The 15,089-nt window shown below is 49.7% G+C and carries 13 protein-coding genes and 2 CRISPR repeat arrays; of the genes, 3 read left to right on the forward strand and 10 right to left on the reverse strand.

The features are described from left to right. Positions 1-24 precede the first annotated feature (24 nt). Both BIY29_RS16870 and BIY29_RS16875 read left to right on the forward strand, forming a co-directional pair. Positions 25-429, forward strand: a complete 405-nt coding sequence (locus tag BIY29_RS16870) for a DUF1240 domain-containing protein (protein WP_121576243.1) — start codon at positions 25-27, stop codon at positions 427-429. Positions 430-484: 55 nt separating this feature from the next. Next, on the forward strand, positions 485-892 hold the full coding sequence (locus BIY29_RS16875; RefSeq protein WP_121576222.1) for a DUF1240 domain-containing protein: 408 nt from the start codon (positions 485-487) through the stop codon (positions 890-892). Between the two features lie 48 nt (positions 893-940). Here BIY29_RS16875 and BIY29_RS16880 read toward each other — a convergent pair whose 3' ends face one another. Beyond that, positions 941-1,420 (reverse strand): Hcp family type VI secretion system effector, encoded by a 480-nt coding sequence (locus BIY29_RS16880; protein ID WP_121576223.1) that lies wholly within the window; start codon positions 1,418-1,420, stop codon positions 941-943. Positions 1,421-1,627: 207 nt separating this feature from the next. Between BIY29_RS16880 and BIY29_RS20885 the strand changes: the two genes are divergently transcribed. Then, a complete protein-coding gene (locus tag BIY29_RS20885) occupies positions 1,628-1,756 on the forward strand; it encodes a hypothetical protein (protein WP_276310297.1) in 129 nt (42 codons plus the stop codon). 61 nt (positions 1,757-1,817) lie between these two features. Beyond that, positions 1,818-2,865: direct repeats of the CRISPR family, unit length 28 nt; unit sequence TTTCTTAGCTGCCTGTACGGCAGTGAAC. A 129-nt stretch (positions 2,866-2,994) separates the two neighbouring features. Here BIY29_RS20885 and cas6f read toward each other — a convergent pair. The 9 genes from cas6f to BIY29_RS16925 all read right to left on the reverse strand — a co-directional run bounded on the left by cas6f (position 2,995) and on the right by BIY29_RS16925 (position 15,085). Next, positions 2,995-3,549 (reverse strand): type I-F CRISPR-associated endoribonuclease Cas6/Csy4, encoded by a 555-nt coding sequence (gene cas6f / locus BIY29_RS16885; RefSeq protein ID WP_121576224.1) that lies wholly within the window; start codon positions 3,547-3,549, stop codon positions 2,995-2,997. A 10-nt stretch (positions 3,550-3,559) separates the two neighbouring features. Next, positions 3,560-4,570 (reverse strand): type I-F CRISPR-associated protein Csy3, encoded by a 1,011-nt coding sequence (csy3, locus tag BIY29_RS16890; protein ID WP_121576225.1) that lies wholly within the window; start codon positions 4,568-4,570, stop codon positions 3,560-3,562. A gap of 18 nt (positions 4,571-4,588) precedes the next feature. Continuing rightward, positions 4,589-5,527 carry a type I-F CRISPR-associated protein Csy2 gene (csy2, locus tag BIY29_RS16895; protein WP_121576226.1) on the reverse strand — a complete coding sequence of 313 codons (939 nt, stop codon included), beginning with the start codon at positions 5,525-5,527 and terminating at the stop codon, positions 4,589-4,591. Next, the gene (csy1, locus tag BIY29_RS16900) at positions 5,524-6,843 is read right to left on the reverse strand and encodes a type I-F CRISPR-associated protein Csy1 (protein ID WP_121576227.1); all 1,320 of its coding nucleotides are present in this window, start codon (positions 6,841-6,843) and stop codon (positions 5,524-5,526) included. The genes csy2 and csy1 overlap by 4 nt, the downstream gene beginning before the upstream one ends. 19 nt (positions 6,844-6,862) lie before the next feature. Continuing rightward, entirely contained in the window at positions 6,863-10,150 is a 3,288-nt protein-coding gene (cas3f, locus tag BIY29_RS16905) for a type I-F CRISPR-associated helicase Cas3f (protein ID WP_121576228.1), read from the reverse strand. After that, positions 10,147-11,127 (reverse strand): type I-F CRISPR-associated endonuclease Cas1f, encoded by a 981-nt coding sequence (gene cas1f, locus BIY29_RS16910; protein ID WP_170158963.1) that lies wholly within the window; start codon positions 11,125-11,127, stop codon positions 10,147-10,149. Before cas1f ends, cas3f begins: the two co-directional genes overlap by 4 nt. A 401-nt stretch (positions 11,128-11,528) precedes the next feature. Then, a CRISPR array of direct repeats spans positions 11,529-11,977; the repeat unit is 28 nt; unit sequence GTTCACTGCCGTACAGGCAGCTAAGAAA. A 37-nt stretch (positions 11,978-12,014) separates the two neighbouring features. Next, on the reverse strand, positions 12,015-13,274 hold the full coding sequence (locus BIY29_RS16915; protein WP_205680363.1) for a type III effector: 1,260 nt from the start codon (positions 13,272-13,274) through the stop codon (positions 12,015-12,017). A 9-nt stretch (positions 13,275-13,283) separates the two neighbouring features. Continuing rightward, positions 13,284-13,676, reverse strand: a complete 393-nt coding sequence (locus BIY29_RS16920) for a CesT family type III secretion system chaperone (protein ID WP_205680364.1) — start codon at positions 13,674-13,676, stop codon at positions 13,284-13,286. A gap of 215 nt (positions 13,677-13,891) precedes the next feature. Further along, complete coding sequence (locus BIY29_RS16925; RefSeq protein ID WP_121576230.1) at positions 13,892-15,085, reverse strand: amino acid aminotransferase; 1,194 nt, start codon at positions 15,083-15,085, stop codon at positions 13,892-13,894. Positions 15,086-15,089: the final 4 nt, after the last annotated feature.

Consider the following 15,089-nt stretch of genomic DNA (forward strand, 5'->3'; position numbering starts at 1 on the left):
TTTATATCCTGGAGAGATACAGTCGTGGTTAAGGTAAATAGGTCATTAGTTTGCGCATTTGCAGTTTTTCTTTTTTTTATTTCATGCTTTACTGGTTGGTTTTCTTTTAATAGTTATTTGGAACTTTTACAGTTAAACGATGTTATTGTCTTTTCATGGAAAGTTGGGTTAATGGTATTTGGTACTCCCTTGTTATTATATTTTTCATTTCTATGTTTTTATTCTGTAATACAGAATAAAGTGGCGAGAATTAATAACAAACTAGGAGGGGTTCTATTTATAATAATGGTCATTGGCGCTATAATTAGTTTGTTTTCATCTTTCTATATATCTTATAATTTTAGAAGTTATGGTTATGAAATCTGTCCTAAAACATCTTGGATGGATCCCAATAAATATGTGAAAGATAGTGCTCTTTGCAAAGAGTAAGAAATGAAAGAAAAATCTGATAGGGTGCGTTTTTATATCCCAGGGAGATACAGTCGTGGTTAAGGTAAATAGGCCATTAGTTGGCGCATTTGCAGTATTGGTTTTCCTGCTTTCCTGCTGGGGGGGCTGGTTTTCTTTAAGTGGATACGTAGATTTCTTTAAATCAAGTGATGTAATTACTTTTTCATGGAAAGTTGGAGTTATAATATTTTCAGTACCTTTGTTATTCTATTTTTCATATCTGGCATTTTTTTCTGTAATAAAAAATGAACCAGCAAAAATGAATAATAAATTAGCAAATTCATTGGCGATGATAGCTATCTTCGGCGCTGTGGTTAGTTTTTTTTCATCAATATATATATCATATAACCTTAGTGAGAGAGGTTATAACGTCTGCCCTAAAATATCCTGGATGGATCCCAATAAATATGTAAAAGATATTGCTCTGTGTGATAAAGAGTAAATCACCAGCACACATAAAAAGCGTGCTGGTTATCAAAAACAATGAATCCTAGATACTCATTTCCTCCCATATACTGTAACCAGACGTTCCCGCGGTCTTGTGGTTCCATGCTATGCTTTTATATTTTAACTGGATTTTTTCATACGGCATGATTTCATTGTTATCTATTACGTGCGGATAGACACAGGTAACATCTACTATGCTCGCGTCCGTTAATTTAACTTCATAATAAAGCTCTAACTGTCCAGCAGAATTTACGCGATAAAAATAAAATGTCACCTCTATCTTTTCATTGTAAGAAATTGCCATGCCTAATAACGGGGATGACTTATCTATTGGCTTAATAAAATGAATAGGATGGTGAGATACATTTTGATCGCGGCTGATACTGTGGTTCAAACCTAATACTTGTATCTGATCCTCATGGCCTGTTTGGTAGCGATTGCCAATTGAGTCAAGAGTTGAACAACCGGATGATATCAAACCTTGTTTTTGACCGTTAATACTGGCGTAAATCAAATTAGCCATATCAAATCCTTATGAGAAAAGTTATAAATAGACGGAGTAAAATATTTCTATTATCAACGCGAAAATAATACGGTTAACACGGCAGAAAAGCAAAGCGTTCGTTCATGAAAGGTGAGTTGTGTTGAGTATCCTGAAATAGGATGAAAACAAAAAAGATTGCATAGCAGGCAAACGACAATTTATGTCTTTCAGGAAATTACCATTACGTTGGCAGAAAGCGTCAGCAGCCAACTGATGGTGGTCTATCAGGCTATTTATTCGCAACTGTCGGCGCAACTGGACATGGAACTGGGGAGGCAGTCAGCGTTTCGACGAGATCAATTTACCGGTTCGTGAAACAGAGAAAAACGAAAGGTGGCTATTGCACCCGCTGCTCGGAGTGTTTGGTGCACTCGACTGAGTGCGCTGCCTGTACGGCAGTGAACAGGGATAGCGCAGGCTCTGGAAGTCATAGCAATTTCTAAGCTGCCTGTACGGCAGTGAACCTCCGTTGCTTGCCTTGTTGCTATATTTCCATTTTCTAAGCTGCCTGTACGGCAGTGAACAGGGGGTCATAAAGCAGGCGCTGGCCTGTGAATTTCTAAGCTGCCTGTACGGCAGTGAACGTCACCACCACGTGCAGCCTTACATTTACTACTTTCTTAGCTGCCTGTACGGCAGTGAATCTGTCTAAAAAAGGTAAGTAATTTCAATGTTATTTCTTAGCTGCCTGTACGGCAGTGAACTCACCCGACGCATTATCAAATGGGCTCTTATCTTTCTTAGCTGCCTGTACGGCAGTGAACGTTGAGGCGGCGATAGAACGGGGCAATGCAGATTTCTTAGCTGCCTGTACGGCAGTGAACGAGTATTCGCGCCTTTGATTTGATGCTGTCTATTTCTTAGCTGCCTGTACGGCAGTGAACCATACAAATATGCGTACGCCGCTATCTCTTGTTTTCTTAGCTGCCTGTACGGCAGTGAACACAGGCGAATTTGATGTCGTCGGTACACCGTGTTTCTTAGCTGCCTGTACGGCAGTGAACGAGACGCGAATCGTCTACATTCGGCAGGCACTTTTCTTAGCTGCCTGTACGGCAGTGAACAAAGCCATCCGCGCAGCCGGAATAACAGTGAATTTCTTAGCTGCCTGTACGGCAGTGAACCATTAGCCAATCCGTAAGAGACTACAGCGCGATTTCTTAGCTGCCTGTACGGCAGTGAACGTATGGCGTACCTGGGGCGCTGCTGGCTTAATTTTCTTAGCTGCCTGTACGGCAGTGAACATTATGCGTTGCGATAGTATTCGGCACGAATTTTTCTTAGCTGCCTGTACGGCAGTGAACCCCGTTCCATGCTTGAGCACATTGACGGAGATTTTCTTAGCTGCCTGTACGGCAGTGAACCATAGAACAGGTAAGGGATGAATTTGAGCGTTTTTCTTAGCTGCCTGTACGGCAGTGAACCGTTGTAAATTGATGGTTTATTCCTGATTTTTAAAGAAAAAAAGCGTTAATGGCGTATAGACCCTCTTTTTAAGAGTTCGGCCAGCCCTGTATAAAATCAATACGTTAGGATTGACCGAAAAAAAAGGGTCAGAACCACGGCACCGTGGCGGTGGCGCTCAACCCGTATGAGCTGAACTCCCCCTTGACCGGCGTTTCCTGAATTGGCCCTTGCGCGACAAACAGCTTGAACATCTGCCCGGATGACAGACTTTTTAACTGTAAAAAAGGTAAGTTAGTGCGTTTTTCACGGGTAAGCGGTATCTGTTCTTGCGCCTGCTGTTCAGTTAGCCAGCCTTTTTGAACCGATCGCCGGCGCAAACGCAGTGCGCTACTTTTTACCTGAACTCGCTGCACAGTGCGGAATTTTGCCCCGACCGGAACCGGCTGTATCTCACCGCTTTGGGTATAATCCCGCAACCCTTTCAGCCAGTTGCTCGCCTGCAACGCAAACAGAGCATGTGCCGGGCCATGCAAACGGATGGTCTTGCCCAACATTTTCCCGGCCTCAGGGAAACTCACGCCGATATTCCCCCCAGCCATTTGCCCCAGTGAACGATGCAGCTTGGCAAACAGAGCATTTAGCAGGTCTGATTCGGTAAATTCAGGGTCTGGCAGCACACGTATCTCAAGATAGTGATCCATAGACTGCTCCTTATTCACCTTTCTCGCCAAACACGCCGCCCCGAATCAACGTCGCCATTACATAGTGCTGCTGATTTTGTTCCGGTACACCTCCTTTGGTGATCCAGTTATCCAACAGGGTATAAAAATCCATTTTCTGCTTCGGCTGACGATAGGCTTTCCCCCTACTGGTTACGGAGCCGTAAGGTTCAACCGCAATCGGCCCCAGCCCCAGCTCGACCGCGTCGGGATACCAGTCATCAATTGTACGCAAAGCGTTACCAATTTTTTGAGAATGCAGCGCTGCCGTACCATCCACCTGGTACAGGATTTTGCTTTTCTTGCTCTTGCTGCTGTCATCCAACACCAGCTCCTGTGATGGAAAAACTTCCTGACCGGAACCTAAACGCACGAATGCTTCAACGTTAAAAAATACAGAGTCTGAACCAGACAGCCCTTGCTCAATAGCAGCAGCCAACTGCGCCAAATCACCCTTTGGATTGCTGAACTGCCTCAGAGAGTAGTCTTCACCATTGAACGTCCAGCTTTTTTCACCCTGAGTTACCCTTATTTTCAGCGCCTCCGCCCCTACCCGGTTACGCCACAAAAAGCGGCCATTGGCCAGATTCTCTGCATAACGCGCCGCCAGCACACCAAACCCGCGTTCGGCGATATAACCGCCAATCACCCGCGACAGTTCCGCCTGATAATCCTGGTCGTTGCACACTGACGGCGTCGCCAGGTTACCCAGCACACGTAACGAAAAACTGACCTTTAGCGTATCAACCTCAAAAGGCAGGGCGGCAACATCAACGGGTTGCAGGTTGGCCTTTTGGATCTCGGCATCCAGCTTGGCAGGATCGCTGGCCAGTGCGTTTTTCAGGCGGTTAGATATGGTGCCACGTACCGCTTTTTCTTTAATTTCAATGGGCTGCCAGCCGGACGTTTGATCCCAATTACCAGAAAACATCAGCGCATCGGAATTAGCCAGCTTACGTTCGAACGCTAATACTGATGCTGTTTTAATAGTTGCTTTAGCCATGATTAAATCCTTTTTCAATTATTCGTCGTCGTTAAATTCGTAGATTTCAGTTGTTACCGCCGTTTTACTACGGCACTGATACCAGCCATCGTGATAGTGGTAATGCCAGAGCACGGCGTGAAGATCGTCAATACGGTGCGCGCCTCGCCACTCGCCGATGCCGTAGACTGACTCGGCAAAACAGAATGGTGTTGTTGGATCACGGGTTTTCTCCACCTCGCCAGCAGCGTACAGCGGCGAGATAGCCCGGTAACCCGTCATCAATGGAACTAAATAACCACCGTCCCCTGGTTTTGGCAGATAGCGCCAGTCAACCTGCTCATTGCCGTCGCCATTTGCCGCAGCGCCCATCTTGATCGCCGCGAAATCCAGCCAGGCATCGATGATCTCCACGTCAGGTTCATGATTTCGCCGTTGTGCAAAATGGTTTTGCAGCAATGAACTGCGATCCAGCAACATATAACCGGGTAGCAAACGGCGCATTATGCGACGGGTTTGCGTCTCATTTTGCGGGAAGGCAATCACCTCGATTTTACGGATATCCGTGATGATGCCGCCCGCCAGATGCTGGTTGACACATAGCATGGACAGGTGATCCGCCAATGTCCGAGCGCCTTCATCACCATCGGCAATCATACCGTGACATTCCATCAGTAAAGACACCGTCATATGCATACGGCCTTCTTCATTGAAAGGCGCGGTTTTCTCTTCCCTGGTCAATGGGTTGCGGGTAAGTGCGAAAGATCGCTCCCAACCGGAGCCGTAAGTATGAAGCTGCTGTTTATGACAGATAACCCCGCAACCATGCAGCGTCAGGTTATGGCTTTGCTGTAGTTGGCGGGAAAGGGCATGGGTGTAGCCCAGGAAGTGAGTAATTGCCGGAAAGCCATAAGTTAGCCCGGCGATGGCATTGGCATTTTCCACCTTCACATGGCGCAGAACAATCAGCGAGCTCATTGCATCTCCTCCGTCAGCGCGAATTCAGATTCCCGCATCCTGCGTTTGAATAGTGCTGCCGTCGACCACTCTCGCCGCTCAACCTCACTAAAGCGCAGTTGTTCATGTTCCAGTTGGCGATTCAGCCAGACGCCAAAGTCATGCGCAACCTCTTTTTTCCAGTCACCACCGTCACGTTCAAATTTAAAATCCTGATCAGATTCAGCCCGATAGGGATCGAGCCACAATTGCTGTGAACGTTTTAAGAGGCAGGTTTCCTGCTTGCTCCACCCTGCATCTAAATTCTGTATCGCCGCCACATAGTTAAACAGATTATCGATAATGCTATCGGCATATGCCCAACACTGCTGGCGGATTTCCATGGTGTTGCCGACCGCCGCTACACTAAGCAGAAATTGCCGCATCTGCTGCACCGTCGAGCGCGAAAGGTGTTCGAATTCACCACGGGGGCGAAAAATTGACTTATGTTGTAGCGGCGGCTTCGCAATGCTTTCCCAAATTGGCGCAGCACAAGGCAGTAAGTAGGATTTGCCACCACGGGCGCTGTTAAGAAACGAAATATTCTGCGGCTTGGTCCCTCCCATATTCTGAACAGCCAGGTTGGGATAGGACACCTCAACACCATCATGCCAGCGTTTTTCCTTTCTGGCTTGGCGTACGGCTTTTGCCTCATCGCTGAAGCGTGCAGCCGTAATCCGCTGATACAGCGCCTGTGCCAGTGAAGAAGAGTAAAGCGGGCTGATTAGATGATAGTGGTCGTCGGCAAGGGCGTCTGACAAAGGAAAGTAGATCTGTTTTACCAGCTTATGCGAACTAGGCTGTTTATCCATCAAAACCTGATTAAACCCCGCGACCCACTGCGCAAGCTGCTGCGGATCATCCGCCAACCCGGCAAGCGCGGAATGATCGCCACGTTGCAACGCGGACACCAGCGAATCTCCCTGATATTCTGTCTGTAGCAGCTTTGCCACATCCAACGCAGCGGCATTTCCCACCGCATCCACTGTTGGTTGCTCCAGCGTGGCGGTAGAAAGATATTCATGGTTCTCTTCCGGGGCCTGAGCGCTGAGTACGCTGCTGCCTTTGGCGTCACTGTGGGTAAATTTCAGCGCATGTGTCACCAGGCTTATCTGCCCGGCGCGGGAAGCAGCATCGGTTAACCACGCCTGTACCTGATAGCGGGATGCGATATCCTGCCGTTCTACCGCCAATGCCAGTGCATCATCAGCAAATTTTTTCTCTGCCGCCTCAAGTTTGAGCCGCTTGCGGTTTTCGATATAGTCGATTATAAACCGACTCAATCCGTCCTCTTTCATCATTCCTCTCCTTTTATATTCAGTCGAGTGCGCCAAACACTCCTAGCAGCGGGTGCCATAGCCACCTTTCGTTTTTCTCTGCTTCACGAACCGGTAAATTGATCTCGCCGAAACGCTGACTGACAGCCCCCAGCTCCATGTCCAGTCGCTCCGACAGTTGCGAATAAATAGCCTGATAGTCCACCATCAGCCAACTGCTGACGCCTTCTGCCAACGTAATGGTAATTTCCTGAAAGACATAACTCTCTTTCCAGCCTGAATAACCGCCGTCCGGCATTTTGAATTCAGGTTTGTCGCCTTCTTCGGCTATCCATAAATAGTGTTGTTCATCCGGCAACGACTGACGGAACGGCTTAAGGCGCTGCAACTCACCGCTCCAGTCGGCCTGTGTTTTCCACCACAGCGCAGCATAATAATCCGTTGAATTCTTCATTCCTTGCATCGCCTTACGCAGCATATGGTGCTCTAAATCCACCAGATTCTGCGCCGGCGCAAGCGGCTCCCGCTGCTGAATACGAGGAATGGCACTGATGGTGCGATACTGTTCTTCCGTCAATAAACTCTCCAAATCGTAGCTGATTAGCGTTGGATCGCCTGATGAGGATGATTCAAATCCAGGACGACAATAGGCCGGATGGCAATCGCGCAGCGCCTTTACGTTTTTACGCAAAATATGTAGATTCGGCGTGGCGGGTTTCTGCTGACGATGGCGCTGAATACGCCCGGCAAGCTGAATAAGTGAGCGCATCGAACTGGGTTCAGCAATGGCCCAGTCATAATCATGATCTCGCCCTACTTCCGCAACGGAAGTGGCCAGCGCCACAAACAGATGATGCTGTTCCGGGTTATCCGCCAGCGCCTGCTGTACTTCATCCATTTGCCAGAGCGCATTTGGGTTATAACGGGTTAACGAAGCATCCAGCCGTTGTTCGATATACGAACGCATCGCCAGTGGGTGCTGGCTGTGATAAACACAATAATGGACACGGTAGCTAGCAGGAGAAGGCTGCATAAATAAATGACGGGCTACGGCCACCAACGGGTTGATATTCGCCATACGAATCAGCCCCAGTGATACCGTTTTGCCGGAGGAATGCGTTTGATGATGCGCCTGATGCAATGCCATCATTGATTGATGGAAACTGGCCGCTACACCGGCAATTACCTCACTGACTTTTGTACTGATAACCGGAACCGAAACCAACTTAGCCAGACGCAACACCGGCGCCTGTTGCAGTTTCTCTACCCTTGCCGCCACAAATGCTTCATGTGCCTGCTTAAAGGTTTTAGCCGTCTGATGATCGCTTTGTAGGGCTGCATGTTCATCAAACCAGCCGCAGCAGATGTTCACTGGCATATTCGGCTTGCCACATGCCTGTTGGTAGTCTGCCCGCCCGCTGCAATAGGCGTTAAACAACGCTTGAATCAACGCCGGGGGCAAGGTAGCGGAAGAAAGCAACACTCGCGAACCGAGCATACCAGCCCAATTCACCAGACGACACAGCGCGGGCAAGTCGGCAATATCAAAATCATCCGGCTCATCCAGCACCAAATCGGCGGTGAGCAACCGCAACATGGGCGCAATCTGCCGCCCTCCGCGCACACCTTCCGTGGCAGGTATCAGATGATCAATAGTCGTTACGAGAACCGGCGCACTCAGTAATTTATGCAGCGCCGGGCTTTTGTTTAGCCAGGCGCTGAGGCGGCCATCATCCAGACTGCCGTCATATCTAACGTACTGATGCTCGGCGAACAGAGCTTCCGCCGATTCACTGCCCATGCTCAGGGACCGTGCGTTATCCTGATGCAGTTGATGTAATTGCGACACAGCCTGTGAACCAATCAGCACCGCCAGATCGTCATTTTGCAGGGTAAGTTTGGCGCGTAATGCGTCCCCGGTTTGCAACGTCAGGGTACGTAAGCCCAGCGCCACGGAAAACCGACACCCCAGTTTTTCATCTGCCAGCCCGTACATGATTCGCGCATTGGCAAATGTTTTACCGCAGCCGGTAGACGCCATATTCACACCGAAAAAACCCTGCTCCACCGACCGTTCCCGTAGCGAGCAGGCCACATCAAACGCTTTGTCCTGCCAGCGATATTTTTCACTGGTACTGCGCTGTTTAAACCCCTTATGACGGGTGATGGAAGGCAACGATTTTCGCACATGAGGCAGGCTGCGCCCCAGCAACAGAGCATTCTGTCCAACGCCAATGCAGTGTTCGTCTAGCTTCTGTTTAATCTGTCCGGTTTGGCGATCGGTATTGGCAATGGCGGCGTATGTAGCATCCTGCCAACCTGTGGTCGGCGCTAATGAAGAATAGTGATGATCCGCCAACATCAGGGTCAAGCGCGCAAGATGGCTGGTAAATCGCTGGCGCAGCATACCGTAATGCGTCAGCGAACTCAGTTGCCGTGCGCGGGTCGCCAGTTTCTGAGCCTTACCACACCAGATCTCGCTGCGCATCGGCGTGCCGTTTGGAAAGTGCCAGACCGCCTGTTTGTCTTCTTCACGCCAGCCTTCCCTATCCATATTGGTTGAATTCCACTCGGTGGTAAGCTGTTGTGTGAGCCAACTCTCGACGTAGTTCAATTCCGGCGGGTAGGTATAACGATCGGGAAATGCGCTCTTACTGGCGGGATAAGCAGGTAAACGATGATGGGAAACAATCAGCCAGGCGATGACCGTTGCCAGCGGCGGTAGCATCTTAAAAGGATTACTGTACCTGTTGATGCCATCTTTCAGCAGCCGCTGTAGTAATGCTGCTTCGTCGGCGGCGCTAATCTGGCTGAGTGCGCTCAACCAGCCTTGATCATCCTGCTCCCCCACAAATGCCTGAAATAGGCGCAGGGAGATCCATTCGTGGCGATAAGGCTGATACATTTTGCCCTCGCCGCGCAGCCCTTGCTGAAACAGTATGTTGGCCTTGCCGAAATCATGAAACAACCCGGCAATTCCTGCCAGCAGGCTGACAGATTCAATGCAGTGCCACTGATTTTCATCCTGAGATTTCAGAATATCGCGCTCGGTAGTATTCGTCGGCACCACGCCCTGTGTATTAAAACGGCGTAAATTCCCGACGATCCATAATAATTCCGTTCGGTTGGCGCTTTTGATCCAATGGCAGGCAACCGCCGTATTGCGCCGGGCGGTTTTACGCAGCAGTTTGCGCAAGGTATTCAGCCCTTCCAGCGTAATGGCCGTCTGCCAGGTGCGTTCACCTTTACGCTCCGCGAACTGGTCCAGTACGCGCCGGGTTTCCGTCAGCGCCCGTTTATTACATTGGGAAACCAATAAAATATTCATCGCCCGACCTGACTTAATTGTCCGGCAACCGTTTGTAATGCATCAATCATCACATCCAGCGCTTCGGCCTGCTGAAACCCACTCAGGCAACGCTGCCGGAACTCCTGCTCATCATCCCCGGCCATCGCCGCAATAAACGCCTGCGGTAATATCAACGCATCTTTGATCAGGTCTGCCACATCAAATACCAACCCACCACGACGGGTTTTACCATGCAACACCGCCAGCCCATGCGGTAAGCCAATGACCCATGTGGCAACCGCCGCCAGCCCATAAGCCAGGTAATTGCCATGATCAAGAAAGCGGTTAGCCAGATCGACACCTCCGCCTCTTTTCGCACGAATGAAATCACCATAATTAACAGCATTAGCCGCCAGCTTATATAACGCTTTGGTCATCACCGCTTCCTGCGCCAGCAGATCATTGCTATCAGCACACTTTTGCAGGCTTTGTTCATAACGGTCGAGCAGGGCCAGCAGCCTGTCACCACTCAATGTGAAGCTCTGTTCTCTTTCCATACGGGCATTCAGCCAGTGATGACGAATCTGTGCGATACGCACTTTCTGAAAAGCAACAGCGGCAGCCAGCCGCTTCTCATCATCAAACCAGAAACTCACCCAATCCTGTAAATACTCAGTAGGCCGATATTCACTTTGTGGTGTCAGCCATGAAACATCAACCTCAACTTCATTTGCCGAGAGCAGCGGTGTTCCGCCCCCGCCACAAAAACCGACCATGACCCCTGCGCGGGCAAATTCTCGCATGGCCGCCTGAGTAATTGACGTTCCGGTTCCCAGCATAATAACGCTGGTATTCGCGATAGGGATATTCCAATACAATGACTGCTTACCTTCATCGGTAACATATTCAACCCGTCCGCCATTGACTAAAATACGACAATATTGCAGGTAATAAACATTAGAACGCTTTGAGTGCAGGATCGTTTTCAAATCAGACGGGCTGAATGCGTTATCCATATGCAATAGTCCTGAAAAAGTATATTTAATAAATGATGACGTATTTTTTCTCAGTTAAAACTTTTTTACCCAATCAATACGTTGATTACCGTTAAAAATATATAACTGAAAATATCTATACCCTAAATAATTCGAGTTGCAGGGAGGCGGCAACTAAGCGAATTCCCAATAACAAAATCCTTACGGGTAAGAGAGTAGCAAGAAGCGGCAGGAAGGATATCAAAAGTACCATAATAAAACCGCAACCAACAAACAGGTTGAGTTGGCACGACCCTTTTTTCGCACCATCAACTTTACATCAATATTTTCAACGAGTTATTAATCACAGTAAAAAGATGGGTATATGAAGATATTTGGCTATTGTCCTCATAAAAACAATCCATTAGATTGGTTCTGCAACAGTTCACTGCCGTACAGGCAGCTAAGAAATGTAATGACCCGCTTCCCACTGAACTGTTTCCGTTCACTGCCGTACAGGCAGCTAAGAAAAGTGTTCGTTGCCGCAGACCGGTCGCCAGTGTGTTCACTGCCGTACAGGCAGCTAAGAAAATTCGGAACATTTGAAGCCGGAGCAACGCTGAGTTCACTGCCGTACAGGCAGCTAAGAAAAGTACCCCTCACCAACTTTCATCCCGAGCGAAGTTCACTGCCGTACAGGCAGCTAAGAAATTCAGATTGAAGGTCGCTACTATGCTTGCATAGTTCACTGCCGTACAGGCAGCTAAGAAAGATGAAGAAATCCAGCACGTTTATCGGGCACTCGTTCAATGCCGTACAGGCAGCTAAGAAATTGCGCATCAGGTCGGCGTCTGGCGCAAACACGTTCACTGCCGTACAGGCAGCTTAAAAAACGCAGTGCCTGCTGAAGACGCACGCCGAGCTTTTGTCTAGGCTGGCTTCTCTGGTGATAACGGTGTTCGGCTATGCGTCTGTAGCACCGGTTCCCAATACATCAGCAGGTCTTCGCGCAATGCGGCTAATGATTGTTTCTGCGTACTCAGGTCGGCGGAGAAAAAAGCGGCGTCGAACAGTTCTCCCATTCGTTGCCGACTGGCTTGTGCCTGTTCTTGCATCAACTTAGCCTGATCTGGCGTGATATCTGAGAAGCTGAATACCGGCAGCATATTTCTGGCCCAGCTATCCGGCAAAGGCTGACCGGCGGCGAGTAATGCGCCAGCGTAACATTCGGCCAACTGCTGAGAGCCGCGCATTTCTCCGGCCAACCAAATTTGAGACTCCGTACGCTGTGAAGCGACCTGGGGATAAACCTGAGCTGCGGCTATCGATACTTGTCTGATGGCGTCATCGTCGCCGCTGAAAAACGCGCGTAACAGCGTGGTTTCGCCCACTTTATTTTCAATGCGCTGCGCCGCCTGGGGCCATGAATCGCCCGTGGGCAGTTTGAAACGGTGATAGGCATCTTTACCGGAATTCCAAAACTTTCCCAGACTCGGCATCTTTTCCGTCAGGTGGGTGGTAAGACCTTCGTTCATTGCTTGCCAGGAGGGATGTTTTTCGTTACGTATTTTAAAGTCCGGGTGGGTGTAGCAGTGGACGAATTCATGCATTGCCACGTCGGAGGGGCAATCAGGGAATGCTATGTTGGCATTCAAGGCAACCCGCGATTGTGCAGGGGTCCAGATGCCGAGGACTCTTGACGGAAGGTCGTGCGATATCTCCGCTCTGGCTCCAAAACAGGGGCTATTGTCGGGAATATATTTGCCGTAATGTTCGAGAACGGATTGGTTGCCTGCCTGTATGTGGTCCGGCGTGGTGCGCTCTGCCAGATTTATTATCCCCAGCAATGTGCCGCCGGGATCGTTGACGAAGTCCCCCGGATGGGTGAATAGCCGATGCCCGGCGGAAAGCGCCAGAATGCCTGTTATCAGCTTGGCGACCAGTTTGATGGGGTTAATTGGGTTTGGAACGGGTCTTTGGGAAGACGAGGGCGATCTGCGATCAGTGGGCTGCTGGGCCGAAGTTTCCGGTTCATCGGTGGTGGCCCGCAATCGTAACGTTGACGGCGAGTCCATCCGCGGCTGTGCTCTTTGACCGTGCGCGGCATCCATGCGCATCGGTGTCGGGCTGATGTCTTGAGTAGTATTCGGGGATGTTATTCTGGCGGTGGAATCGAGTTTGTTCAGCATGACCATCTCTTAATAAAATCTCAGCCGTTGCGCCGTCTGGCTTAGTTCTGTCGCTGTCTCTGCAAAGTTGGCCAGGATATTTTCAAACCGCGCTTTAGTCAGCGTTGTCAGGGCCTGTTCGTATGAAAAAACCAGACTGTTTTCGTCGGGATTGATGGTCAAAGCTCCGCCTCGTAACCGTAGTCCGGGGAAGGCATAAGACAGCATTTTGCGTAACAGCCTGTCATCACGGGGGCCGTTTCTCAACGGGAGTATCTCGGCCAGAAACGTAAGGGTCGGGCCGTTTACATAAAGGGTCAGATTGATGCCATCATCTGATTGAATAGCGTGCGCCCTGGTATCGGTATGTCCGGTTTGGCAGAATTCTTCAAAAAGTTGTCGGTAAGTAAAATGTGAGGTCATGGTTCACAACTCATCAAGTCATATCGACAGTGAGTAGCGTTGGATGGAGAAATGGTTCCCTGGTGAATAGCCAAAAGTCAGGGGTTTTGAGTGCCATCCCTACTGGTGCGGCGGTGGTGAACACGCTGACGCTTTGAATTGTGACGTGTATTCTTCTCTGCCCATTGAAGCATAAAACCCTAATCGTTGGGTTTTATGCTTTCGGGTTTTGCCTGTTATTGAACCGCAGCGAAAGCCGCGGCAACGCGCTGAACGTTGCTGTGGTTGAGGCCCGCCATACACATGCGGCCACTGGCGATCAGGTAGACACCAAACTCTTCCCGCAGGCGATCGACCTGTGCCGGGCTGAAACCGGTATAGCTGAACATGCCGCGCTGGGTCAGCAGGTAATCAAAATTACGATTCGGCAGCGCCTTTTTCAGTGCTGCCACCAGCGTTTGACGCATTTCCAGAATACGTGTGCGCATCTCTTCCACTTCCGCCTGCCAGTTGGCGTTCAGCTCTGGGTCGTTCAACACGTTGGCAACTACCTGCGCCCCAAAATTCGGCGGTGAGGAGTAATTACGGCGCACGGTAGCCTTCAACTGGCCCAGCACGCGCTGCGCGGTTTCATCATTCTCACACACGACGGAAAGACCGCCGACACGCTCACTGTACAGTGAGAATATTTTAGAGAACGAGTTAGCGATAAGCGCGGGCACACCTGAACTGGCGATAGCGCGGATGGCATAGGCGTCTTGCGCGATACCGGCGCCAAAACCCTGATAGGCAATGTCCATAAACGGGATCAGTTCACGGCTGATAATCACTTCGATAACGCGATCCCACTGCGCATGGGTCAGATCGGAACCGGTCGGGTTATGGCAACACGGATGTAATAGCACAATGCTTTGCGCCGGCAGTTGTTGCAGGGCAGAGAGCATTGCGTCAAATTTTACGCCCAGTTTATCGGCATCAAAGTAAGGGTAGGTATGTACGTTAAAACCTGCCCCGGAGAAAATGGCAATGTGGTTTTCCCAGGTTGGATCGCTGACCCACACTTCCGAGTTCGGAAAGTAACGTTTCAGAAAGTCAGCGCCGACTTTCAGCGCGCCCGATCCGCCGACCGTTTGAATGGTGGCAATACGGTTGGCAATCAGCGCCGGGTGATTTTCGTCAAACAGCAGGCGCTGAATGGCAGTACGATAAGCGGGCAAACCTTCCATTGGCAGGTAGGAATTTGCGCGCTTTGGTAATTGTTGCAGTTCATCTTCTGCGGTACTGACGGAACGAAGTTGGGGAATAACATTCTGTTCGTTGTAATAAAGCCCGATACTTAAATTTACCTTGTCCGTGCGCAGATCCTGTTTGAATGTTTCCATCAGCGACAGGATAGGATCGCCAGCGTAGGCATCAACGTTTTGAAACACAGTG

This window comes from Brenneria alni, from assembly GCF_003666245.1.
In the GTDB taxonomy this organism is placed as follows: Bacteria; Pseudomonadota; Gammaproteobacteria; order Enterobacterales; family Enterobacteriaceae; genus Brenneria; species Brenneria alni.

Bases quoted from the DNA above. Each gene is read 5' to 3' on its own strand.
- csy2 (WP_121576226.1), bottom strand. From the start codon at position 5,527: ATGAGCTCGCTGATTGTTCTGCGCCATGTGAAGGTGGAAAATGCCAAT.
- cas6f (WP_121576224.1), bottom strand. From the start codon at position 3,549: ATGGATCACTATCTTGAGATACGTGTGCTGCCAGACCCTGAATTTACC.
- BIY29_RS16920 (WP_205680364.1), bottom strand. From the start codon at position 13,676: ATGACCTCACATTTTACTTACCGACAACTTTTTGAAGAATTCTGCCAA.
- cas1f (WP_170158963.1), bottom strand. From the start codon at position 11,127: ATGGATAACGCATTCAGCCCGTCTGATTTGAAAACGATCCTGCACTCA.
- BIY29_RS16880 (WP_121576223.1), bottom strand. From the start codon at position 1,420: ATGGCTAATTTGATTTACGCCAGTATTAACGGTCAAAAACAAGGTTTG.
- csy1 (WP_121576227.1), bottom strand. From the start codon at position 6,843: ATGAAAGAGGACGGATTGAGTCGGTTTATAATCGACTATATCGAAAAC.
- BIY29_RS16915 (WP_205680363.1), bottom strand. From the start codon at position 13,274: ATGCTGAACAAACTCGATTCCACCGCCAGAATAACATCCCCGAATACT.
- cas3f (WP_121576228.1), bottom strand. From the start codon at position 10,150: ATGAATATTTTATTGGTTTCCCAATGTAATAAACGGGCGCTGACGGAA.
- csy3 (WP_121576225.1), bottom strand. From the start codon at position 4,570: ATGGCTAAAGCAACTATTAAAACAGCATCAGTATTAGCGTTCGAACGT.